Source organism: Desulfosporosinus sp. OT, assembly GCF_000224515.1.
In the GTDB taxonomy this organism is placed as follows: domain Bacteria; phylum Bacillota; class Desulfitobacteriia; order Desulfitobacteriales; family Desulfitobacteriaceae; genus Desulfosporosinus.
On sequence record NZ_AGAF01000269.1, the window covers coordinates 1 to 23,699 of the forward strand.

Annotated in this window: 27 protein-coding genes; 6 read left to right on the forward strand and 21 right to left on the reverse strand. The window is 41.9% G+C overall.

The features are described from left to right. Nucleotides 1-1,178 (forward strand): nucleoside kinase (locus DOT_RS26020; RefSeq protein ID WP_009624608.1); only part of this gene is annotated, 1,178 nt, incomplete at its 5' end. A gap of 85 nt (nucleotides 1,179-1,263) precedes the next feature. On the opposite strand, the gene DOT_RS26025 is transcribed toward DOT_RS26020, so the two are convergent. The 7 genes from DOT_RS26025 to DOT_RS26055 all read right to left on the reverse strand — a co-directional run bounded on the left by DOT_RS26025 (nucleotide 1,264) and on the right by DOT_RS26055 (nucleotide 5,746). Next, nucleotides 1,264-1,449, reverse strand: coding sequence for a 2-hydroxymuconate tautomerase (locus DOT_RS26025; RefSeq protein WP_009624609.1), 186 nt, complete (start codon nucleotides 1,447-1,449; stop codon nucleotides 1,264-1,266). Then, nucleotides 1,430-1,837 carry a methylglyoxal synthase gene (locus tag DOT_RS26030; protein ID WP_009624610.1) on the reverse strand — a complete coding sequence of 136 codons (408 nt, stop codon included), beginning with the start codon at nucleotides 1,835-1,837 and terminating at the stop codon, nucleotides 1,430-1,432. The genes DOT_RS26025 and DOT_RS26030 overlap by 20 nt, the downstream gene beginning before the upstream one ends. Before the next feature lie 40 nt (nucleotides 1,838-1,877). Next, nucleotides 1,878-2,225 (reverse strand): GIY-YIG nuclease family protein, encoded by a 348-nt coding sequence (locus tag DOT_RS26035; protein ID WP_009624611.1) that lies wholly within the window; start codon nucleotides 2,223-2,225, stop codon nucleotides 1,878-1,880. A gap of 2 nt (nucleotides 2,226-2,227) precedes the next feature. Then, a complete protein-coding gene (locus tag DOT_RS26040) occupies nucleotides 2,228-3,046 on the reverse strand; it encodes a menaquinone biosynthesis protein (protein ID WP_009624612.1) in 819 nt (272 codons plus the stop codon). Between the two features lie 73 nt (nucleotides 3,047-3,119). Further along, entirely contained in the window at nucleotides 3,120-3,878 is a 759-nt protein-coding gene (locus tag DOT_RS26045) for a fumarylacetoacetate hydrolase family protein (RefSeq protein ID WP_009624613.1), read from the reverse strand. A 142-nt stretch (nucleotides 3,879-4,020) separates the two neighbouring features. Further along, nucleotides 4,021-4,665, reverse strand: a complete 645-nt coding sequence (nth, locus tag DOT_RS26050; protein WP_009624614.1) for an endonuclease III — start codon at nucleotides 4,663-4,665, stop codon at nucleotides 4,021-4,023. Between the two features lie 22 nt (nucleotides 4,666-4,687). After that, nucleotides 4,688-5,746 (reverse strand): HD-GYP domain-containing protein, encoded by a 1,059-nt coding sequence (locus DOT_RS26055; RefSeq protein WP_009624615.1) that lies wholly within the window; start codon nucleotides 5,744-5,746, stop codon nucleotides 4,688-4,690. 169 nt (nucleotides 5,747-5,915) lie between these two features. Here DOT_RS26055 and DOT_RS26060 point away from each other — a divergent pair, with 169 nt between their 5' ends. Further along, the gene (locus DOT_RS26060) at nucleotides 5,916-6,668 is read left to right on the forward strand and encodes a TSUP family transporter (protein WP_009624616.1); all 753 of its coding nucleotides are present in this window, start codon (nucleotides 5,916-5,918) and stop codon (nucleotides 6,666-6,668) included. A gap of 186 nt (nucleotides 6,669-6,854) precedes the next feature. Here DOT_RS26060 and DOT_RS26065 read toward each other — a convergent pair whose 3' ends face one another. The 3 genes from DOT_RS26065 to DOT_RS26075 are packed head-to-tail and all read right to left on the reverse strand — an operon-like array spanning nucleotide 6,855 to nucleotide 9,564. Next, complete coding sequence (locus tag DOT_RS26065) at nucleotides 6,855-7,979, reverse strand: VanW family protein (protein ID WP_009624617.1); 1,125 nt, start codon at nucleotides 7,977-7,979, stop codon at nucleotides 6,855-6,857. Between the two features lie 18 nt (nucleotides 7,980-7,997). Continuing rightward, complete coding sequence (locus DOT_RS26070) at nucleotides 7,998-8,822, reverse strand: PRC-barrel domain-containing protein (protein WP_009624618.1); 825 nt, start codon at nucleotides 8,820-8,822, stop codon at nucleotides 7,998-8,000. Between the two features lie 22 nt (nucleotides 8,823-8,844). Beyond that, nucleotides 8,845-9,564, reverse strand: coding sequence for a tetratricopeptide repeat protein (locus tag DOT_RS26075; protein ID WP_009624619.1), 720 nt, complete (start codon nucleotides 9,562-9,564; stop codon nucleotides 8,845-8,847). A 249-nt stretch (nucleotides 9,565-9,813) separates the two neighbouring features. On the opposite strand from DOT_RS26075, the gene DOT_RS26080 reads away from it, so the two are divergent. Beyond that, nucleotides 9,814-10,863, forward strand: coding sequence for a sensor domain-containing diguanylate cyclase (locus DOT_RS26080; protein WP_009624620.1), 1,050 nt, complete (start codon nucleotides 9,814-9,816; stop codon nucleotides 10,861-10,863). 394 nt (nucleotides 10,864-11,257) lie between these two features. Here the strand turns inward: DOT_RS26080 and DOT_RS26085 are convergent, their stop codons facing one another. The 6 genes from DOT_RS26085 to DOT_RS26105 form a co-directional block, all read right to left on the reverse strand. After that, nucleotides 11,258-11,872 (reverse strand): YigZ family protein, encoded by a 615-nt coding sequence (locus DOT_RS26085; protein ID WP_009624621.1) that lies wholly within the window; start codon nucleotides 11,870-11,872, stop codon nucleotides 11,258-11,260. Between the two features lie 11 nt (nucleotides 11,873-11,883). After that, nucleotides 11,884-12,264, reverse strand: coding sequence for a thioesterase family protein (locus DOT_RS26090; protein ID WP_009624622.1), 381 nt, complete (start codon nucleotides 12,262-12,264; stop codon nucleotides 11,884-11,886). A gap of 117 nt (nucleotides 12,265-12,381) precedes the next feature. Continuing rightward, on the reverse strand, nucleotides 12,382-12,507 hold the full coding sequence (locus tag DOT_RS32585; RefSeq protein WP_009624623.1) for a hypothetical protein: 126 nt from the start codon (nucleotides 12,505-12,507) through the stop codon (nucleotides 12,382-12,384). 23 nt (nucleotides 12,508-12,530) lie between these two features. After that, nucleotides 12,531-12,956: a CBS domain-containing protein gene (locus DOT_RS26095; RefSeq protein WP_009624624.1), complete on the reverse strand. Its 426-nt coding sequence runs from the start codon at nucleotides 12,954-12,956 to the stop codon at nucleotides 12,531-12,533. 127 nt (nucleotides 12,957-13,083) lie between these two features. Beyond that, on the reverse strand, nucleotides 13,084-15,030 hold the full coding sequence (locus DOT_RS26100; RefSeq protein ID WP_009624625.1) for an APC family permease: 1,947 nt from the start codon (nucleotides 15,028-15,030) through the stop codon (nucleotides 13,084-13,086). Between the two features lie 50 nt (nucleotides 15,031-15,080). Continuing rightward, nucleotides 15,081-15,806 carry a demethylmenaquinone methyltransferase gene (locus tag DOT_RS26105; protein ID WP_009624626.1) on the reverse strand — a complete coding sequence of 242 codons (726 nt, stop codon included), beginning with the start codon at nucleotides 15,804-15,806 and terminating at the stop codon, nucleotides 15,081-15,083. 264 nt (nucleotides 15,807-16,070) lie between these two features. Between DOT_RS26105 and DOT_RS26110 the strand changes: the two genes are divergently transcribed. Then, nucleotides 16,071-16,418, forward strand: a complete 348-nt coding sequence (locus DOT_RS26110; protein WP_009624627.1) for a PadR family transcriptional regulator — start codon at nucleotides 16,071-16,073, stop codon at nucleotides 16,416-16,418. 26 nt (nucleotides 16,419-16,444) lie between these two features. Beyond that, nucleotides 16,445-17,632 carry an MFS transporter gene (locus DOT_RS26115; protein ID WP_009624628.1) on the forward strand — a complete coding sequence of 396 codons (1,188 nt, stop codon included), beginning with the start codon at nucleotides 16,445-16,447 and terminating at the stop codon, nucleotides 17,630-17,632. Between the two features lie 138 nt (nucleotides 17,633-17,770). Here DOT_RS26115 and DOT_RS26120 read toward each other — a convergent pair whose 3' ends face one another. From DOT_RS26120 to DOT_RS26140, 5 genes are all read right to left on the reverse strand, one after another. Then, complete coding sequence (locus DOT_RS26120; protein WP_009624629.1) at nucleotides 17,771-18,058, reverse strand: FeoC-like transcriptional regulator; 288 nt, start codon at nucleotides 18,056-18,058, stop codon at nucleotides 17,771-17,773. 33 nt (nucleotides 18,059-18,091) lie between these two features. Next, entirely contained in the window at nucleotides 18,092-20,179 is a 2,088-nt protein-coding gene (feoB, locus tag DOT_RS26125) for a ferrous iron transport protein B (RefSeq protein WP_009624630.1), read from the reverse strand. Nucleotides 20,180-20,271: 92 nt separating this feature from the next. Next, the gene (locus DOT_RS26130; protein WP_040413518.1) at nucleotides 20,272-20,538 is read right to left on the reverse strand and encodes a FeoA family protein; all 267 of its coding nucleotides are present in this window, start codon (nucleotides 20,536-20,538) and stop codon (nucleotides 20,272-20,274) included. Nucleotides 20,539-20,921: 383 nt separating this feature from the next. Next, nucleotides 20,922-21,233 (reverse strand): zinc-ribbon domain containing protein, encoded by a 312-nt coding sequence (locus DOT_RS26135; protein WP_009624632.1) that lies wholly within the window; start codon nucleotides 21,231-21,233, stop codon nucleotides 20,922-20,924. A 230-nt stretch (nucleotides 21,234-21,463) separates the two neighbouring features. Beyond that, nucleotides 21,464-22,465 (reverse strand): asparaginase, encoded by a 1,002-nt coding sequence (locus tag DOT_RS26140; protein WP_040413519.1) that lies wholly within the window; start codon nucleotides 22,463-22,465, stop codon nucleotides 21,464-21,466. Between the two features lie 186 nt (nucleotides 22,466-22,651). On the opposite strand from DOT_RS26140, the gene DOT_RS26145 reads away from it, so the two are divergent. Beyond that, nucleotides 22,652-23,632: a glycosyl hydrolase family 18 protein gene (locus tag DOT_RS26145; RefSeq protein WP_009624634.1), complete on the forward strand. Its 981-nt coding sequence runs from the start codon at nucleotides 22,652-22,654 to the stop codon at nucleotides 23,630-23,632. Nucleotides 23,633-23,699 lie beyond the last annotated feature (67 nt).

Genomic DNA, 23,699 nt, shown 5'->3' on the forward strand with positions numbered 1-23,699 from the left:
CCATCACTTATGAAAGTCGGAAAGACAATTTGTATGATTGCCATATAGATAATCATGAAATTATTACGATTTATCCTCCTCTTAGCCGAACAGGATCTCTGAAATATTTCGAACTGATCCATTTTCCACCGGGATTCATTCTGCTCTTCCCTAATGCCAATCAAGCCAAGACGATATCTCCTTTTATTCCTCCAGAGAAACTCTCATCAACTTTTTCTGAAACCCAACGTTGGTTGGAAAACTTACACCTTTCCAATGTCCAAGATGTAAATTCTATTATTGCTGCCAAAGGTTCACAGGACTTAATCTGTTTGGCTGAAGCCTTACATGAGAAGAAAATATCCTCCATTGCTGATAGGATCTTTGAGCAGCGCAACGTGCGCGTAATTCTTATATCAGGGCCATCTTCTTCTGGTAAGACGACCTTTGCCCAACGGCTGTCAACCCAACTACGCGTCAATGGCCTTCGCCCTGTTGCCCTATCCTTAGATAATTACTTCCTGTCGCGAGATGAAACTCCTCGAGATGCCTCCGGTCAATACGATTTTGAAGCCTTAGAAGCCCTTGATTTACCTCTCCTTGATGCCCATTTGAATGCCCTTATCAAAGGGGCAGAAGTTGAAACACCGCTGTTTGATTTTGTATCCGGTCGGCGGTTCCCCACAGGTAAATTGATGCATATGAGTTCTGATGAAATTCTTGTGATTGAAGGGATCCATGCCCTAAATCCACACTTGGCACCATCGCTTGATCGGAATCAAACGTTTAAGATTTATGTAAGCGCCCTTTTTCAACTCAATATTGATGCCTATACTAGGGTCTCCACCACACAGGTTCGCCTAATCCGCAGACTTGTTAGAGACGATAAATTCCGAGGAATTAATCCTGAACGAACACTAGCACAATGGGAAAGCGTCCGACGAGGAGAAAATAGCAATATCTTTCCTTATCAGGAAGAAGCCAATGTGATGTTTAACTCTAGCCTATTATATGAACTTAATGCCCTCCGTCCCAATGCCGAACATTTATTAAACTCCATAATACCAGAATCCCCTCATTACAAAACGGCCGTTCATCTCTTAACTCTATTATCTTTTTTTGACCCCTTGGACATCTCGACAGTACCCTTTAACTCAATTCTAAGGGAATTTATGGGCGGTAGCGCCTATCGCCTATAAATGTAGAGGTTTAGACCCTAAAATAAAGCAAAGTGCGAAGAGGGATTCTCTTCGCACTTTGCTTTGAACGATCACTAGCCTAGAACTATTGATCACTGGCCAGCTTTCCTGCATTGGCATAATTTTCCTTAGGCATGTCACGAATGATAATCGAGACTCTTTCTGCAGGCGCCCCAGTTGCTTCCACAATTGCCTGAGTGACCTTCTCTACAAGTAATCGTTTCTGGGCCAGTGTACGGCCTTCCAATAACTCAACTTGCACAATTGGCATTGTTTTCACCTCCCTCCAAACAACGCTTGACATGATCCACTAAAATTTCTGCACTTTTTCGATTTGTCGCCAAGGGGACATTATGAACATCACAAACACGCAATAAGGCAGAGATATCCGGTTCATGGGCTTGAGCGGTTAAAGGATCGCGCATGAAGATAATCATATCTAAACTTTGTGTGGCGACTAGGCTACCAATTTGTTGATCTCCTCCAATTGGGCCAGACAAAAGCGCAGTTACCGATAATCCGGTATGTTCTCTAATCAATTTCCCCGTTGTCCCCGTTGCCGTTAATTCACACTGAGCTAAGACATCTTTATGTTTTTTGGCGAAGGCTATCATTTCCGCTTTTTTTTCATCATGTGCAACTAAAGCTATTTTAAACATATATTCTCCTTACTATCCTTCTTGCTTTTGGCTGCATCCGTTAGACCTCCTCGGTCTGTTTCAGTAATTCCTGGGAAGCCCCTGAAATTAAAAAGGTAAGCTTACGCCGCTCGGCAAGTCGGTAAATTTGTTCGGGTTGCTTAATCAATTGATCCTTTTCAGCGCGAACACACTTTTTAATTGCATGTTCTAACCGAAGTGCATCACTCCAAGTGCTTACCTCCCAAGCTTGGGCCAAAGAAACAGGCAGATGCGCGGCTGTGTATTTAGCCCCATGGCCTCCTGACGCACCATGGTTATGCTCTCGCAACCTCCGCCTAAGGTCCGTCGTTGCTCCCGTATAGATAGTATTGTTACCACATCGTGCCAGGTACACCCAATATCCCATTTTTACTCCTTTGGCCAAAACTCAAAAACAGGACGACTTGACAAAAGCTTCAACTCAAAACATAAGTCTAAATATTTCTGAAGCCCTGAGATTAGATTATCACTTAAGCTGTAATCAAATTGATTAAAATAATCTCGCCAAAAATCCAGCGATCCTCCAAGCATTGTTTGGCACGTCTTAACAATATCCTCTAGGTTAGACAGTGCCTTAGCCTTAGCGTCCAAAAGTAAACGATAGACAGTTAATACTTCTTCGCCTCGCTCTGAAATCAGCCTTTTAGGGAAAGCCCAAACGGCATAAGTCATGGAGCAGCCCGTATGATGAAGCCATTCTTCACCTAGATCATAGATATAACAATCTGGATGAAGAAGCGCTGCTTGAATGGCAGCATCTGCGATCAGAAGCGCCGCATCGGCCTTAGCAAACATCCCCTGAAGATCGGAGGGCATAGTCAAATAACGTGGGGTTACACCATAGTAATGATGGAGCAAAATTTTTGTTAAATTGACAGAAGTTGCTGATGTATTTGTCAGAGCAACCGTCCTGCCATCCAAATCCTTCAAAGCAACCTTCGAGAATAAAAGGATCGACCCTACCCGGCCTTTGGTAGAGACCGAAAGGTTTGGCAACATCGCATAATCTTTCCAATGTTCGCCATAAGAAAAGGCACTAATCGGAGCCATATCAATTCGCCCATCAGCCAACATAGCATTATGCCCCGTGGGTTCAGCGGTCACAGACTCCAGTAAAGGATGCTCTCTCTGTAAAAAATAGAACATCGGTAACATATTAGTATTCGGGTTATGTCCAATGCTAATCATGCGAATACCCCCATATGCAAGTAATAACCTCTTGTATCAGATCAAATAACTCCTCAGGGTTATACGCAGTGTGTTATTTTAAGGTATTGTGTAATTCCCCAATAGCTTGGATCTTGACGATAACTTCATCCCCTGGCTGCATCGGGCCAACCCCTTCAGGTGTTCCGGTCAGCACAACATCTCCAGGTAATAGCGTCATGACTTGAGAGATGAAGCTCACGAGTTTTGGCACAGAATTTATAAAATACTGGGTATTGGAAGACTGTTTCACTGCACCATTAAGCAAAAGTTGGATATCTAACTGGCTTGGATCGATATCAGTTACGACCCATGGACCGATTGGGCAAAACGTATCAAATGATTTTCCACGAGTCCATTGTCCATCTTTTTTTTGCAAATCCCTTGCAGTAACATCATTAGCACATGAATAGCCAAAAATAGCTTTTGCGGCTTCAGCCTCTGTACCACCTTTAATAGTACTCCCAATAATCACAGCGAGCTCAGCTTCATAGTCTACTTGCTGACTGATTTTAGGATAAATAATATCCGCCTCTGGACCAATAACACAGGTTGGCGCCTTCAAAAAAATAACAGGGTCTTCAGGTAACGAATGGTTCATCTCTTTGATGTGCAAAGCATAATTGAGCCCGACACAGACTACTTTACTTGGCTCTGTAGGGGCAAGCAAAGTGACCCCATCTAAAGGTAACCAAATATCAGTTAGTTTACTATTGGAGTCAAGGAAAGTCCCGTCCAAAAGCCGTATCTGCTCCCCTTCGACAACTCCATACCTAATCTCATTTTCAGTGTTCTTGAAGCGAACATATTTCATCACGCTCAACCCTTTTCTATTTTCTGATGGTGTCGCCTATCCTATTCTCCTTGCGAGTAAACTTCATTAAGCTTCTTCGCGTTTCGAAATATATTCTAACACGAAAGGAGGTTAATAAGAAGCTTGGGAAGAGAATTTATTTTTAACTCTTGAGTGCTTGGTACATCTTGCAAACAACCGTTAATGGGCATTCTTCACAATTCGGTTTACGAGCAACACATATTCGTCGACCATGAAAGATCAAAAGATGATGGACTTGTGTCCATCTCTCTCTTGGGAAGATCCGCAGCAGTTCTTCCTCAACTTTTTCCGGTGTTTTCCCATTGGCTATACCTAAACGATGCGCGACACGAAAAACATGCGTGTCAACAGCTAGCGCCGGAATTCCAAACGCATTACTCGCCACAACATTGGCCGTTTTACGCCCCACTCCGGGAAGTTTTCTCAACGAATCTATATCATTGGGTACTAGTCCCGCAAAGTCCTCAACGATTACCCTACAGGCTGCAAGAATGTTTTTAGCTTTATTATGATATAAGCCAAGGGAGCGAATTCTGTTTTCGAGTTCTATTTGCCCTAAAGCTAGGATCTCTTCAGGAGTATTCGTTTCGGCAAACAGGGAAACGGTGACAAGGTTCACTCTTTCATCAGTGCATTGCGCAGATAATATGGTGGCAATCAAGAGTTCAAAAGGAGTACGAAATTCAAGCTCACAGTGAGCATCCGGAAACCGCTTCTGTAAGGCCTCAAAAATGATATTCGCTTCATAGGAAGAAATCTCTGACATGTTCGTAAAACCTCCAGAGTGGTTAGCCTAAAACTTCTTGAATAAAAATAGTACGCTTTTCCACCATATTGTATTCTTTAATTACATTTTGCCCGAATTCCGATTCATCAAATACTCGAACTATAGGCCGAGCTGGCATGCTTAAATTTTGATCGACAACAACTCCAATTTCTCCGGTAGTCAATCTCACAGTTACTCCGGTCGGGTAAGCCGCAATATTTTTCAGGAATAACCGAACCATTTCTAAAGGGTAAAGTGTGCCCGCGAGGCCCATTAAAATTTCACAAGCTTCATAAGGCATAATCCGCTTTTCATCACTGTAGTCGGATGTAAGCCGATCATAGAGATCTGCAATCGCCACAATCTGAGCCAAAGGGTGGATTTCCCCTTCCTTGAGGTGCCGAGGATACCCGGTGCCGTTCATATGTTCATGGTGCTGAAAAGCAATATGGGCAACGACCAAACTAAGATCTTTACGTTTTCGAAGATCCTCAAAACCTAAAATTGTATGTGTTTTAACGAGTTCTATTTCTTCGGGAGTTAAATTAGCGGCTTCATTAAATAATTTCTGATCCAATTGCACCTTACCAGTATCGTGAAGAATCGCACCAATGGCCAAGGTATCTAGTTTCTCACGATCTAAGAACATGGCCTTCCCTAAAACTGTTGAAAGAACGCAGACATTGACAGAATGAGCAAAGATCTGGTTATCGAAACTTCGCATATCCATCATGTTTACTAGGATATCCTTTTTAAACAAAATTTCTTCAACAATTTTACTAATGATTTTTTTTAATTCAAAGCCATCAAGATTTTTTCCTAACCGAACTGCTCGCATGCTTTTTTCTAAAATCCCCATAGCTTGGCGACGATTTTCTTCACTAATAACATCTTCGACTATAACGTCATCAAAACGATCGTCTTCAATGTAGAGAATGGATATCCCCATATCTCTTAATTTAGCTATGTATAACGGAGTAAGTTTAACTCCCTTGCCTAACAGGACTCTGCCTGAACTTGAGAAAATCGTTTTACCTAATATATCTCCAATCTTTAACGAATTAACTCCTACTTGCCGCACTTAGAGGTTTACTCCTTCCTATTGAAGAACATTTTAGCTACTTGGTATTAATACAATCCTATATCATTTTTTGTTTTTTTCCCAGTCCCGACCTGAGAATAATAATGACGATTATAAAGCTTGGGAGTATACTTTAAAAAGTATATTTTTTAAGTGAGGTATTAAACGAATGTGGCTTAATCTTTTCATTATCTGTACACTAGGTTTCTCAGCTGCAGCGGTCGACGCAATTGCCGGAGGAGGAGGACTCATTAGTCTTCCCGCATTATTATTAGTTGGTGTGCCCCCCCATCTAGCCCTTGGAACGAATAAATTTTCAGCATCCATGGCTTCTTTAAACAGTTCTATTACGTTCGCACGCTCTGGTAAAGTGCACTTACCGCTAGTAAAGTGGCAAATTCCTTTTACTTTAATCGGTGCACTCCTTGGTGCTTGGGCCGTTCTTAGGGTCAGCTCCGAATTTTTAAGTAAAGCAGTCTTAGTTTTAATTTTATTCGTAGGAATTTATACCCTGCTACATAAAAATCTAGGCATGGAGAACAAATTCAAAGGACTCGATCCTCTTCATATATTTGTGGGGTGTCTATTTGCGCTGGCCTTAGGATTTTATGACGGATTTTTTGGTCCTGGGACGGGGTCCTTCCTTATCTTTTCTTTCATCGCACTTTTCGGCTTTGACTTTGTTGTTGCCTCAGCAAATTCTAAAGTTTTGAATTTCACTAGCAACGTCGCTTCTCTTCTCCTCTTCGCCTGCAATGGAAAGATTCTCTTGTCCTATGGAATTCCAATGGCCCTCTTCATGATTTTAGGATCTCAGGTTGGAACGCGACTTGCCATAAAACGTGGAGCAAAACTCGTCAAACCGATTTTTCTTGTGATGTCTTTGTTAGTAGCTGCCAAACTCATTTATCAATATTTATAGCTCTCAACAGCTAGAACAAGCAAATCTGACAATATCCAATTTTTCAGTTCAAGCTCTAGTAAATAAATCAACTCCCTAATAGGAAACTAGGCATTGCTAGTCTCCTATTAGGGAGTCTCTTTCTTTAGCCGCCCTAATAGTTATTACTCTCTATTATACTAAAGCTGCCTATTTCGGCAAAACCATCTATTTTGGGTCCTTGTTCCAATCCACTGGATGACTTGGGTAACCTTCCGGCTGCTGAAGTACCGGATGTTGATCATCTGCTAATCCATACAGTTGTATTCTTAGCCAGTTTGACCCAGTACGAGCACTGATTAAAAGGTATCCTTGCGTATCATTGCGAAAACGAAAATCAAGTATTCCAAAAGAAACGGTCGCATCTTGTCCCTTTAATACATACGATACTGGCAAAGAATGAGTATGTTTCTCTACGACATTCAAATGAGCCTGGCGAACAGCTTGCAAGAGAGTACTAGAGTCTTGGCATATCCCTCCGCCATCTCCTTTAATCATAGAGCGATCTACAAAAATTAATGCTGGCAAATACCCAGCAGCCTCTGTCCGTTCTCCGACAACGTCGTTGAAAGAAAAAACTTGGCCTGGTGCAATTAACCTATTATTCAAAGCTATAGCCGCTAAGCGCAAATTTTTAGTGCGTGGCACATCTTGAGGACTAAAATACGTTGTGTAATCCCCCATGATATTCTTAATTTTCGAAAGGTCAGATGCACCCGGTAGAGCAGGAACATCGTTTACAATAAGTGCCACTCGCTTCTGTTCATGCTCATGTTCAATTCTCAACCAGGTTCCTTCAATATCCAATTTTTGCCCTGGTTCTCCATCTTTTTTTTGCAATCTGCCATCCGAATAGCTAATGGTAGCAGGATGCATAGGTTTGTTAATAATACCACCTAAAGACTGCAACTGGGCAATAATTTCTTCTCTATTTAACTCTAGAGTATTCGGCGAGATTATTAGGAATGGACGTGTTAAACTATGAATTAAATCAGAAAACCAAAAACCTGTTGTGGCCTGAAACACTTGATCCAACCATTTTTCAATCTCCGCATAAGAACGATCCAACTTCAATGGATAATCATGTCCTCTAAAAGTGACAATCTTGGGAACCTTCTCTTTTAATTGAGTCGAGACCTGAGTTCTACTCAATCCAGAAAAGTCTTGACCCCAAATGATTAAACCTGACGGTGCCAGATCATGCGTGTTGCCATAAGCTACAACAGTCCCTAACCCCAAGGTAACACAAAATTGTAATAGTAACGCCGTCATTAGAAGTCTTTTCTTTTGCATGCCAATATCTCAGTTCCCCTAGTTTTTTTGTAGATGGGAGGTGACTTCCATCAATGTACTCCTCGTCATAATTTGGTTTACAACATTAGACGTAATGCGTTCCCCTGCCCGCAATATTTCACCATTGTCCAGAACAATATCTTTTTCTACCACTTTGTCAATGAAGTATTGCAGTTGACGTTGCTCAAAAAGGTTAAAACCAGTTTCTCGCTCTCCAACAGGCTCTGGTTCTTGAGTAGTTTCTGGTTCGACAACAAAGTCTAATTCCGTTACAAGCTCTATTTCCCTTGCCGATTCTGTTTCTTCAATTAAATCTATTGCGACTGGTGTTTGAATCGGATCTTGAAGGCTGAATTCCATAACGTCATTGGTTGGATGCGACGAGGCTCCTTCGACGATAAGTAACTCTTTGCCTAAAGTAATGATTTGCTCTGCTCCGACTTCATGCGTTTCATCGTCTGATTCAAAAAGACAAGCAGCAATTAGGCCCGTTTCTTCATCAATGAGCACTTCTTTCACTTCTCCAATGAGTTGTCCTTTTTTCGTCAATACCTGGGTTCCTAAAACACGAGTGTCTTGCTTTAACAAATTCTGAGCTTCAATATTTTGAGCGACATCTTGAATAACTCCAGGATGGGGTATCGTGATAGCAAATTCCCCCAGTCCTAAGACGTCCTTGAAGGCAATGACCTTTGCACCCAAATAATCCGTGGGTTGATCAATAATTATAAAATCTAGCGTTTTCCCCTGCGGATTTAGAACAAGATCCTTCACAACTCCTACTTGAATTCCGTCCGAAATACTGATAATACGCAACCCGATAATTTCCCTTGTTGGCTTCATCGGCGAACTAGCCCCCCTATTATTATTCAAACATTTTGTGGAGATCCTCTTTTGTCATCCAGGCATCAAATTGATTACGAAGTTGGTTATTAAATTGTGGTAAGTACTTTTGGACATACGCTTCCAAATGGGTTAACGCATAATCATGCTCCCCCAAAATGTTCCAAAGCCAATAACAGTCAATCATTAAATAGAAAGCCAAATCGGGCATCGGGTCAAGAGCTAAAGCCCTAGAAAAATAGAAAGCTGCCTGTTCATAGTTGTCTAAATATTTTTCTTTGAATCCCAATTCAATGAGTTCATCGATAGATATTACTAAGGCCAATTCTCCTCTATTAACAGGACTTTCTGTAGTAACTGTTTTAACCTCGTCACCCGCTTCAATTGTTTCAACTGTGTTCATTTGTAGCTGTTCAATTATCTCTTCACTACTATGATTTTCCGGATATACATTTATTGGGGAATCCAAGGCTTTGTCCTTCGTTTCGGCTTTTTGTACTTTAGGCCATAGCGTGACCGAAATAATCAGCATAATTATGGAGACAATCCACCAAATTACCCACCCAGACCGAAGAGCCCAAGGAAATAGCATGACATCCCCACACAAAAATAAGGCTATCAAAAATGCTTTCCATTTGGTTAACCCCAATACTCGAGCTCGACAAGTTAAAAACGTTATAAATGGAATACTTCCCAAAATAACAGTGATTTCATAAGCCTGAATATGGGTTCCCCCCTTCATCCTGCACGATACTAGTTTTAAATTCGACAGAAGTCTCGTTTCTCCTTCTTCTTATGCTACCGATTTGAAAGGCTTTATATAAATTGCACAAGCTACCATATCTTCCTTCATGGTAAAAGACTATAATTATCAAAGGATTATTCGTATTGGAAGAGAATACTAGCTATAGAAGTTAAATGCATACCTATTACATACGGGACCTGCTAAGCGCTAGATTCCGTGTTTGATCTTGATTTGGGAGGCTTAGCTATGCCGCGAGATAAACAAACTGATCCTGAAGATATCTCTAGTTTAAAACAAAAAATCGAGATCTTAGAAAGCCAACTCGAAGAGATTCGCTTACAAACTCACGTCCTTTTAGACATTGCACGTGCTCTTAACGCTTCTCTCGATACACGAGTTATTGCTACCAATATTATTAGCGCCATTGTTTCGCTTATTGGTATTAATCAAGCGAGTGTTTGTCTTTATAATGAAAAAACACAAGACTTTGAGGTTATCGGCGTGTTTGATTCAGGTACCCTCTCCCCTCAGATACCACCTCATCTCGATCTCTCATTTCTCAAGAAAGTCTTAGCTGAAGGGGTAACCTATTACCGTTCACCTCAGGATTTACGGGATTGGGAATGGATCTGTTGCCTGCCTCTTCAAAACGCACAACACAAAATCGGAAGTATTAATATTCATTCCATTCGCCAACCGGAAATCACTTCCGAGCAAATGGAGTTTTTAGAAACCGTTGCCGGTCATGCCTCCTCTGCTTTGGAAAATGCTCTACTGTATGCCTTTGTTGAACGGGAATCAATCACCGATGGGCTAACAGGAGTATATAATCATCGTTATTTCCAAAAACGATTGCGCGAACAAATCTCACTATGTCAACGCCGTAAGCGTTCAGTTACTTTCGGCTTACTTATCATCGATGTTGACAATTTTAAACTTTTTAATGACCGCTACGGTCACCAATTTGGTGATGCTGTACTTCAAACCATTGTGAGAGAACTTCAAAGTAATTTACGAGAAGGAGACCTTATTGTTCGCTATGGCGGAGAAGAATTTGTCATTCTAGTACCTGAAACCACCGAGAAAATAATCTTGCTAATCAGTGAGAAAATTCGTGAAGTTGTTGAAAGAACCTTGATTCATTACCCACCAACAAACGAGGACGTATCCGTTACGGTGAGCATCGGAGCAACGCTCTGGCATCCTTCAGATTCTCCCGCCTCATTAATTTCTAGGGCAGACCATGCCCTTTATAAAGCTAAAAGAACAGGTCGAAATCAAAGTGTCTTTGAATAGCGCTCCCCTAAACCCTTATTGTATAACGCAGAGAAGCACTAATTCTTATTTTAGGAATTAGTGCTTCTCTGCGTATAACAAGCTATTTGCAACTATTCATATAGACTATACTTCAACAATCCTAGACAAAGGTCCTCGTTTTCTTGGTATACGGCGAATCGATTTTACAAGTTGATAACACGAGGTTGTAATGACTGCAGCGCATCCTAAGAGAAACCCACCTATCATCAGCACGAGAATCCAAGCCAGCATAAACAACACCCCTTTCGCACACATCACATTTAACTATGATATATCTCGATTATCATTATATCAGATCAAGATGAAAAGGGATAGTGATTGTGTTCACTTTCCTAAAGTCCGACTTTTCTTTCTATTTTTTTCGCTCTTGCTCTTAACCCCAGATACTACCAACTTCTTCATAAGGCACTTGTTTTCGTGTGAAGTCATCCAGCCACTTTCTGAATAACTCAGTTTCTTGTTCCGGCACATGGACAACAAGTTTGATAACTTCACTAAATTCCTCTTTATCGGTAATCCATGAATGTTGATAGAGCTGATATTTAAGCTGCTCATACCATTCATAAGGCACTCGCAAAGCAAATGCCTGATAAAGAGTTAATTTCTTTAATTCAGTCTCACTTAAAACTTGCCGGGCAGTGCCACCATAAGCCCTAGACAGTCCGCCTGTCCCAAGAAGTATTCCTCCAAAATACCTGACAACAACCACCAAAATGTTCCAAACGTTCCGGTGTTGCAAAATATCAAGCACGGGGCGTCCACCCGTCCCTTGCGGTTCACCGTCATCGGAAGACTTCTCAATAAAACCATCATGTAATCGATAGGCATAGACATAATGACGCGCATTTGGGTAATCTTCACGAATCTTGAGTATTGATTGTTCTATTTGCTCTAACGTTGTTAGAGGTACAGCAACCGCAATGAAACGAGATTTTTCAATCACTTGTTCACTTGTAATCACTTGAGATAACGTATAAAAATCTTCCACTGTTACATCCCCTATATACGAGTCTGCGCTTTAACAAGAAACGAGTCAATATCTATTATAAAACGCTCATGTTTTCCTACGCCAATCTGTCCTACTTCATCATAAACCTCTACTGAAAAAACCATACGTCGGCGGTCTATTTCGATAAGTTCAGCAGTTGCAGAAACTTTAGCTCCTAGTGGAGTTGCTGCAGTATGCGAAATATTTAAAGCAGTACCTACACTCGATTGCCCTGCTGGCAAATTCAGGGCATTTACAGCTGCTTGCTCCATGAGTGCCACCATTGCTGGTGTTGCGAAGACCTCTAAGTGTCCACTACCCATGGCCTTAGCAGTATTCAAAGAAGTTACAATCGTCTGAGCCTGCCCACGAACCCCAAGCTGTAAATTCATAATTATCACATCCTTGTGACTATATTTTACATAATTGTACCACGAAACAAACAATAGCGTTGTGTAAATTTCACAACGCTATTGTTTGCTATTCTCGGATTAATTTTGATGCTGCCATTACATTCTTGCAATCCAATAGCCAATATAACCAACAACAACAATTCCAATAACATGAACGACCCACCAACCTGTACGAAACATTCCCCAGACTCCTAAGTCGATGCGTTCACGTATGTCACCCATTTTTTTCACCTCTTATTTTAATTTTAATGGTGAGCGGGGCCTTGTGAAATTTCACTAAGTGCATCTCCTGCTTCATTAATGTGGATTTTTTCAATAGCCAGGTCACCGATGGCTACAATACCCAATAATTTTCCTTGTTCCACGACCGGTAACCTTCTAATTTGATATTTTGACATCAAATCAGCTGCCTCATGTACATCTTGATTAGAAGTCACGCTTTTGATATTTGTACTCATGATATCCTTAGCCGATGTGCTCTTGGTATCTCCCCCGGTCGCGACAACGTTCAGAACAATATCTCGGTCGGTAATGATTCCAACCAATTCATTTCCTTTACAAATTGGAATAGAACCGACATCGTCTTTCTTCATTAACCTCGCAACCTCGACAATTGAGGCATCCGGAGTAACCCAATCAACTGAACTCGTCATAACTTCACGCACTTTCATACTTTAACTCCTCCTAGAATGATTTTTATTTTAGCAACGCTAGTATAAACATCTTCTCTAAAAACCATGCTGGGTATTATTGTCTTAAATCACAAAAACCGCCAAAGCGGTTTTTATCTTAGCATCCCTATTTAGAGTTAACGTTTAAGTTAATTGAGTGCGCTTCTTTTGAGACAGGATGGTATGGAACACTGGTCACTAGAATACTTTTGCGGAAAAGTAACATTAATTTCATTAACTGCCCCGTTTGATTATGAAGAAGATTTTGCCATAATCTTTCCGGAACATATTCCGGAATGGCTACGGTAATTGTGTCAAAATGTCCTTTCTTCTCCACTCGATCAATATAATTCAAAAAGTCGTGGACAGTAGCACGATATGGAGAATCGACAATTTCTAAAGGGATTTCTATGTGATGTTCCTTCCAATGCTTAAGCAACTTTGCTGCTCGATTGGGGTCAGATGCTACATGAACAGCCGTAACCTGAGGGGTCAAAGCATAGGCATATTTCAATGTTTTTAATACAATCAGATTTAAGTCATAAACTGGGACAATCACTTTATTGCGATAGTCTGCCAATTCAACATGTGCTCTTCGCCGCTTTAATTTTGTCACATGCCTCTGAAAACTTTCTAGTGCTTCTGTAGTGACCTCTACTTCCCGGATTTCACACTTATAAACGTGACGAATAGCTCGGAACATCAAAACAAGAAGAGGCATGATCACAAGAATAATCCATGCTCCTTGCCTAAACTTCGTCGTAATAAAAACAATCAAAACCAGGAATGAAATGACTCCTCCAAAGCTAAATATCGCAAAGTCGACCAGCCACTTTTCTCCTCTTTCTTGCCACGTATGTTTAGCCAGACCGGTACCTGTGAGGGTAAACGAAATAAACACCCCAATAGCATAGAGCGGAAGCATCGAATGAGTGTCTCCATGGAATACAATAATGAGCAGACTAGACACTAGAAACAACGTCCAAATCCCTACGCTATAAACAAGACGGTCCCCTAAATTTTTAAAATACCTCGGCGCGTATCCATCTCGGGCCATTAAACTCAACAAGATCGGTAACCCCGCATAAGGGGTACTCGAGGCAATGACAAGAATAGCTGCGGCTGTGCCCATCAAGATGAAATAAGGAATAGTCTTTCCAAAGATAATTACGCCCAATTGATTTAGAACGGTGTTTCCTTCAGCCGGGACAAGGTGGTAGGCTCCAGCTAAATATGTCAGCCCAATTAATCCCAAAGAAACAATAACGCCCAAAATCATCAAAGTGTGGATGGCACGCTTTTGGGCTGGCTTTTTAAAGGCCGCAACCCCATTACTTACCGCTTCAAACCCAGTTAAAGCTGTTGTACCGCCTGCAAACGCTCGCGCTAAGATAAACCAGGTTATCCCATTAGCTGAGGACGCTGCAATATGCCCTGTTGCTACTGCCGAAGGTGTTACGCCATGGACTAAAATCTCAACCAAACCCGTTCCGATTAAAAGTGCTAAGGTAGCAATATAAAGGTATACAGGCAAAGCAAATAGTCGTGCAGATTCTTTTAAACCACGTAAATTAACCCACGCCATAAAAATGATGATTAAACAATCTGCGAGAACTTTATGTTCAGTCGGAGCTAACCACGGAAAAATCCCAGTCAAATTCTCTATAGCAGAGCTAACACTAACAGCAACAGTCAAAATGTAGTCGAGCGTTAAACTCGCACCTGCAATAAGACCATAGTTCTCACCGAGATAAGCTCTTGCAATAGTATATGACCCACCACCTTCCGGATATTTCTGGATTGCTTTACGGTAAACAAGAAAAATACTAATCACCAGTAATACGATGGCAATAGAAATTTTCAAAACATAAGCATAGCCCAAAGAACCAGCCAAAAGAAGGATATAAAGAATCTCATCCGGCGCATATCCCTCTGAAGAAATAATGTCCGAACCAAAAACTGGGACCCCGCCTGAAACCCCAACTTTAGCCTCCTCAGCGTTTTGGGTCGCCAGCGGATGGCCAAAAATAGCTGTGCGAATTCTTAACCATAATAATCTATTATTATTAGCCATCAGAAAAAGCCGCCTTCTTTCTGCCACTGAATTAATGGCCAAAACTCACATTACTCTTTCTTTGGTTTTGTACCTGAAACGATGGCAACAACACCGCCGGCCAAATTATCGAAACGTGTTTCGATCAGCCCACACTCTGCGAAAATACGGACCAGCTCTTCCTGAGCAGGAAATTCTCGAGCTGAGTCATGTAAATATTGATAAGCGCTAGCCTTTTTAGCCCATATTTTGCCCATTAAGGGAACGAGTTTTTCAAAATAGACCCAATAAGCTTGTTTGAACACAGGGAAAGATGGTTTAGCCATATCCAAGGATACAACCTTTCCACCGGGTTTAACGACACGCACCATCTCTCGGATTCCTTGTCTTAAATCCGGCAAATTTCGTAATCCCCAACCCACCGTTACCCCATCAAACGAACCCTCTGAAAAGGCAAGTTCCATTGCATTTCCTTGGATAAATTGAATACAGTTCAGGTTAGGTGACTGTGTTAATGAATGTTTAGCGACATCCAACATTTTTCGAGAGAAGTCTAATCCTGTAACTTTTCCTTTTGGGCCAACAACTTTTGCCAGTTCCATAGAAAGTTGCCCTGTCCCACAACAAACATCAAGCATATGCATACCGGGCTTTGCTCCGACACGTTCCACTGCAATCCGTCGCCACCGTTTATCCATTCCTAGGCTCATTAAACTATTCATTAAATCATAATGGGTAGCAATTGAATTAAAAGTCTCTTTGACATATGTTGATTTATCTTTACCTGCAAAATCCATCGTTTATCTCCCTATCCATTGGTTCTTTATTTTTAAATAGTATTTCATTCCTTTAAATAGTACGCGATGATTGCCCCCTTGTCTAGGTCCCTGCATTATCTAAGCCACAAATAAACGATCTCAATCAATATTGTAAATTAAAATTCTAAATTGTACTTTATTAAAAATGCTTAAACCGTTATACTGTTATTAGCATCATGATGTTATTAGCACTATGCTGTTATTAGCACTATGCTGTGATAAACAGTATTAGGAGGTGAATCATTGATCCAGTCAAAACAAAGTCGTCATACGAATGCTTTCATTCTTCTTTTTTTGGAGGAGTTATCTGTGGCCTATGGTGCTCAAATTTTCTCTCACTTACAGTCAGAATTGCCTTATTGCTTATCCGATAGTCCAAGCGTTTACCGTGCCCTTCAGGAAATGGAAGAAAAAGAGTGGGTGAAATCCAATTGGGAATCTTCGCAGACCGGTCCTCCGCGCAAATGGTATAGCATTACTCACAAAGGACGAGCGGCCCTTCATCAGTATGCCGAAGACATTGTACAACGACAGGCTAATTTAAATTTCTTTCTTAAACACTATGCTGCATTAAACCAGACGAATTTATAATGCATAGCTGAAAGGAGCCTCACATTATGAGTCCCACAAAGCCTATAAAATATTCAACGATTAGTATACTTTCTTTAGCTCATATGCTAAATGATATGTACAGTAACTATTTACCTCAAATGCTTCCGTTTCTGGTCGCCGCTACAGCGCTTACTACCACTCGGGCTGCCATCCTAGTATCAGTGTTCACCATCAGTTCCTCCTTCATTCAACCACTCTTCGGTTATTTCCTTGACCGGCAAGGAAAACGCTGGCTTGTCCATGTAGGTACCTTATGGATGGCAATTATGCTTAGTTTAACCGGACTTGTCCACAACTATCTCCTTCTTGTTGTTCTGGCTGGGTTAGCTGGACTCGGTACAGCCGCCTTTCATCCCCAAGCGTCTACTATGATCACTGTTGTCAGTGGCGACCGAAAAGCAGTTTTCTTATCCACCTTTGTTGCCTTCGGAAATATCGGTTTTGCTCTCAGCCCGCTTTTACTTGTTCCTTTGTTTCAAACATATGGTCTGCATGCTACTATTTACACTGTCATTCCTGGAATTTTTGTTGCACTATTGCTCTTTTTCTTTGCACCCAAAAATGACGTGCTCGGTGGAAATGCTCCAACTTTGTTAGAGGTTTTACATTCTTTACGGTCAGCTCGTTCAGAGCTACTGACTATTACCGGGATTATTGCGATTCGTTCTTTAGCCTATACAGGGTTGTTAACGATCCTCCCCCTATATTTTCAAGCTCAAAAGCTCTCATCCATTGCCTCCAGTCATTTAGTCTTTATTATGCTGTTCTCAGGAGCAATCGGCGGGGTCATCGGGGGATTAATTTCCGATAATTATGGCCGGAAACCTTTAATTGTCAGTTCGCTTATTTTATCTACTCCCCTATTCTATGGCTTTTTACACTCCCACGGGACTCTGAGCATTGTTTTCTTGGCCCTCGCTGGGGCATCTCTACTGTCAAGTTTTTCAGTGACCGTTGTTGCAGCCCAAGAGGCTATCCCGAATAATAAATCTTTAGCAGCAGGACTATCAATGGGATTTGCCGGAGGAATCGGTGGGCTAATGGTCATCATAATTGGCCGTATTGGTGATCTCTACGGATTATCTTCAGCTATTTCCATATTATTTTTTCTTCCCCTCGTGGCCGGAATTATCGCCCTGTTCATGAAAAGCCGACCTTCAGCAAAAGCAGGTCGCTTAAGCGCACGCTGCTAGATACACTTCAGAATACTTAGGGTATAAAGGAAGGGGATCGCCTAAACGATCCCCTTCCTTTATATTCTGTATCTTAATAAAATTATGCTAGATGTTCAATAGATGAGATCTCCATAGAATGTTGCAATTAAATATTCCTTATTTTGGGTTCGAACCCACTAGTGTTTCGCCTCGCTCCGTGAGCACCCAAAACGTGTACGTTTCGGACGAAGCAAACCCACAGCCCACACACTGACTGCTTCCCCGATCGGTACTACAACTCGAACTACAGGATTGACCGAACTGTTCGTTGCGAATATATCCCATATGTTCCATTTGTTCCAAAGCATTTTCTAGTTCTCGCACAGAACAGCCAACTTCATGAGCCAACTGTGCCATTGATAATGATTCCTTGCGTGCTAGTATTTTCATAATACTTGTTAGCATATCATTCCACCCCCAGAGGGCTTATTTAAAGCTTTATTGAAAACCAAGTAGCATTCCACCGTGGAAAACAATCCACCCCATCACAAAACTAAGAATAAGGTTATATGCTACCCCGAAGCTGGTCCAGCCTAAGCTTCCAGATTCTTTATACGTTGTAACGACTGAGGCGAGGCAGGGAATATAAAGCATATACACTACTAAGAAGGTAAACGCCCTCAAAGGAGTCATGGCACCCGTCATGGCCTGTGCGATGGACTGCGAGGCATCTGCAGCAACACCGTACAAAATACCTAGGGTCGACAGTGTCGTTTCCTTAGCAGTGAACCCAAAAACGATCGCAACCATGATCCGCCAATCAAATCCTAATGGCCTTCCAATAAAGGATAACCAACCTCCCATATCCCCAGCCCACGTTTCATTCATAGGAACCCCTTGCGGATAAGAGCTCAGCACCCAGACTACAATCGATGCCACTAAGATGAAAGTCCAGGCTCTTTTGAGGAAAGAATAAGTTTTATGCCATGTTGGTATCAGAACATTGCGCATTGTAGGGATATGGTACAGAGGCAATTCCATGACAAAAGCCGACCGTTCCGTTTGCTTGACTACTCTTCTTAAGAAGAGCGCAGAAAACATCACCAGAATCATACTTAAGAACAATAGGCTTAGCATAACGACAGATCCCCGAGAACCTGGGAAAAATGCTGCAACAACAGCACTCATGACCCCTAAACGTGGAACACAGGGTATTAACGGATTTATAAGCATGGTAATCAAACGATCTTTAGGGTCTTCCAGGGTTCTTGTAGCCATAATTCCCGGAACGTTGCATCCAAACCCAGAAACTAAAGAAAAAAACGATTTTCCATGCAACCCCATCAGCTGCATAAAGCGATCCCCTAAAAACGCAGCACGCGCTAAATAGCCACTATCTTGCATAAAGGAAAAGAAAGCAAAAAATATCGCTATCTGAGGAACAAAAGCTAAAACAGCACCAACCCCCGCGAAGATCCCGTCTCTCACCAAACTTTGCACAAAGTCTGGCACGTGGCCCCATCGCAATAAACCTACAAGGACATCAGCAGTCCAGGCCATACCTTGCGAAACAGCATCACCAATAGGCGCGCTGGCAACAAAAGAACCCCAAAATACTACAGCCAAAACTGCGAACATAATTGGATAACCCCAAATAGGTGAAAGCACCCATCTGTCCAATAAGTCAGTCCATGTTGGTTTTGCAGGATTTTCGTGAGTCCTAAATCTTGGTAGAATATGAGAAATATATTTATATTTAGCATCCGCAAAGGCCATCTCGAAATGATCCTTGCTCCACCCTTCTGCCTCATAAGTCTGCAGCAAGTCATCGCCTGGAAGTACAACCGTTTCTAGAAGCTCGTAATTCACAACATCCCCAGGGTCACAACAAGAATCTTTACTCTTACTTTTCCGCGACTGGGACGTGCTTATCTTCCACTCTTGTCCGATCTCCGGATCTCTCTCTAAACGTTTAAGCGCTAACCATCGCATTGGATACCTTGTCGCCCATTTAGTTTTCGCCAATAGATCTTCCATTGCCTGAATCTTTTGTTCGAGTTCTTTCGGATAAGAAACTTCGACTGGGGAAAGGTCTTGCTCCAGCTCTCCTACTCGAATTGCCTCAGTTAAGAATTCTTCAATCCCTTTTCCTTTGGCTGCGACGATTTCAACCACTGGCACATTCAATGCCGCTGCCAACTCAGATGTACGGATCGTAATTCCAGCGGTCTGAGCCAAATCCAACATATTTAAACCGATAACAACGCGGGGAGAAAGTTCCAGAATCTGCAGAACTAAATAGAGATTTCGTTCAATATTCGAAGCATCAACCATTGCCATGACAACATCTGGTTTTTCACGCAGAATATATTCTCGTGTGATGATTTCCTCTTGAGAGTAAGCGGTCAAACTATAAGTCCCTGGCAGGTCAATTAGTTCTATCTCTTGATTCGCTCTTTGGATTAAACCTGACTTTCGTTCAACAGTTTTTCCCGCCCAGTTGCCAACCTGTTGGTTAGAACCAGTTAAGGCGTTAAAAACCGTACTCTTTCCCACATTAGGATTTCCCACAAGTGCTATTTTCATGACTTAGCCGCCTCCCTCTCTTATGCTCATAAATCATGTCCTAAGCGGCAACATGTAAAATCTAAACGGATCAATCAATCTTAGCTCTTTAACTAACGACTCGCTAAAAGGTGTTCTCTGTGCTCTTGATGAGCTTCAGTTACAATAATTTTCGCACATTCTCCTCGGCGCATCGCTAAATAGTACCCTTTGAGGCGAACTTGGAGCGGACCGCCCCAAGGAGCCCGACGGACGACCTCTAGCTCAACCCCAGGGACAATACCCATATCCATCATCCGGCGACGCAGTGCTCCCCCACCTTCAATGTGCTCAACACACGCTCGCTCTCCAGGTTTTAAATCTCCTAATAATCGTTTCATCGCGATCACCTCTCCTCCTCTATGTAAATGATAATCGTTATCATTAAATGTCAAAAAATTAACTGAGAACTTATCTCATTTATAATATTACTATTGTTTGCCGACCCTGTCAATAGATCATAACAACCATTATTCAGTTCGAATATTCGTAGTCCTCTTTCCTCTCAGTACCCTTTCATCACATTTCCATTTCCAGATTGATTAGAACAACTAGACAACATTCTTAAACAAAAAAATATTTAAGAATGTAAAAATTATAAGAGGCTATAGCTCAGTCCATAATGCTCAATTCAGAAGATCACATAATTCTTGGGCAGTCATAAAATGCTTTTTGACACAATCAAAAGGAGCAGGAGTTACCTCCTGCCCCCTTGTAACTTTTCTTAGTAACGACGCATGGATTGGAAACAATCGCGACAATATACTGGTTTTTCGCCAGAAGGTTGGAAAGGAACTTCAGTTTGTACACCACAGTTTGCGCAGACTGCAGGAAACATTTGACGTTGTGGGCGACTACCGTAACCACCACCATAATTATTACGACCACCTGTTTGTTGCTTGCGGGCTTGACGGCAGGCCGGGCAACGAGTTGGATCATTTTCAAACCCTTTTTCAGCATAGAAATCTTGCTCACTAGCTGAAAAAATAAATTCCTGACCACAGTCACGGCATGTTAAAGTTTTGTCTTGAGCCATTATAACTCCTCCTTATTGGGTGTTCCTTGTACGCGTGGGATCCTCCACTAATTTTCATCCGTTCACCAAATAAAGTCAGAGTTATGGATTCCAATTTTAGTTAGGCCCATGTCTTAACAAGCACACGGTCAGTATAGCAGAGCGACTGCTCAGAAGCAAACGAAACTTTCTCCAAAATATTGCTTCGATGGGTCAATAAAGTATAAAGCAAACAAATTCTATTATAAGTATCAAAAAACGTGCACTGCTCCCTTAATGAGCATCTTTCTTAGCACCTCTTTATCCACGCCTTGGCCTAAGGCAATGCTTAAAAATAATCGTGCCTTTTCTGTCGACAAATCCGCCGAAAACCAAGCCCCAACTCTTTCTAGGTCTGCCCCACCACCTGGATATCCATAGACTGGGGCGGTGCGTCCAAATAAACAACGAGAAGTAATAACGACGGGAATGCCTTTAGCAACAATATCTGAAATCGCCTCTATGAGTTGGGGCGGTAAATTTCCGCGGCCGAAGGCTTCAATGACAAATGCTTCAGTTTCATCTTGAACCATTGCCCTTATAATATTTGAAGGCATACCCGTATAAGCCTTACAAATAGCGACCTTGGCTAACGCTTTAGGAACTCCAAGCTTGATGGTCTGTTCTGCTTTACGATGCCAAATAACCTCCCCTGTGTCAATACTTCCTAAGGCTCCTATATCTCCAGAATGGAAAGCATCCACATGACTGGTATGCAATTTACGCACATCACGTGCGGCATGAATTTGCTCATTGAGTGCAATGACGACTCCTCGATTGACAGCCAGAGGATCCAGTGCTATACGCATTGCATTATGTAAATTACGCGGACCATCTGAATCACTCTCTGAAGCATCTCTTTGAGAAGCAGTAAGAATCACAGGCCGAGAGTCTTTTATGGCAACGTCCAGGAAATAAGCTGTTTCTTCGAGAGTATCTGTGCCATGGGTAATAATTATGCCTTTTAATAAAGGATCAAGTGAAAAATGCCGCTCAACTTCCCTGGCTAATGCCCTCATATGATCAGGGTCAATATTGCAGCTGGCCACATTGCTAAAATCGCAGATTTCCCAATCTGCTTCCTGCGAAAGCTCTGGTAAGCTCTCGATTAATTCATGACCGCTCACAGCAGGTACCACTTTTCCTGCTGCATCTTTTCGCATGGCGATAGTCCCACCGGTAGCAATAAGAAGTACTTTTTCCGTCTTACTCACACCCCTTTCACCGAACCTATTCCTAAATCTATTAAAGACTGCTGCAGCCTAACAATATGAAAAGGTTTTGTTATGTTCATCGATATCTCTCCATTTACCTTATTTTACCTCATAAAAAGGAAATTAAATAATCTTCCTTCTCATATCTTATCCTAGGAGTATTTTCCACATGAGGAGGAGGTCTGTTTGAATCCAAATTGGACACCCATGGCACGACGACTTGTTGAGAAACGATTATGGCTACTCGGGTATATTTCCGAGGATTATCAGGACGATTTGCGTGCAATTGACTCACTTCGACAACAAAGTTCCCACATTGATACCTATGCTGACTTTGCCTTTCAAGTTCAGCCAGATGGTAAGTTCACTGGCCAAATTAATCAACTCGCCCTTCAAGAGGCTCTAACACGAAACATTGCCCCCCTCATTCTATTCCATAATTTTAACGGAAAAACCTTTGATCCTCAACCCTTACGTTCTGTCTTGTCTTCCACCGCTTCTCAGCGGGATTGCATACGTCATATGATAAATCTGCTCCCTCCCACGGCAGCGGGGGTTCATGTTGATTTTGAAGGCCTAGAAGCCCCTTACCGAATTCCATTTCTAGCCTTTCTAGAATCCCTAAAGGCGACATTACATGACCAGGGTATGCTTTTAACCATTGCAATCCCAGCAAAACGGTCCGAGGGGGAAGCACCCGGCTATGATTTTGCTGGCATAGGGCGGTTATGTGATTCAATTACCCTGATGACCTACGACCAGCATTTTTCAGGAGGTTCACCCGGGCCAATCGCCAGTTTACCTTGGATGACGGAGACACTTGACTATGCCATCCGCTATATTCCACACGAAAAACTACTATTGGGGATTCCTGTATATGGGTACGATTGGTCCAATGAATTGACACGTATTGTACCAATGCGTGCTGTTCCAGAGTTAGTAGCCCAAACCAACGCACGCATACTTTGGTCTGACCCCGCTGTAGAACCCTATTTCTATTATTGGCGAGGACGCCTTAAACATACTGTATGGTATGAAAATGAACTTTCTGCAAAGATTCGCCTTGGTTTTGTCAAGAGTTATCGGTTACGGGGCATTGCCATATGGCGCCTTGGTTATGAAACAAGTCGTTTATGGCAAGAGGTAACGAGCAAACTCAAAAGATAATTTAACTTCCTTGGGAAAATTAAGTAGAGCATCTTGAGAGGATGCTCTTTTCTAATAACTACTTGTT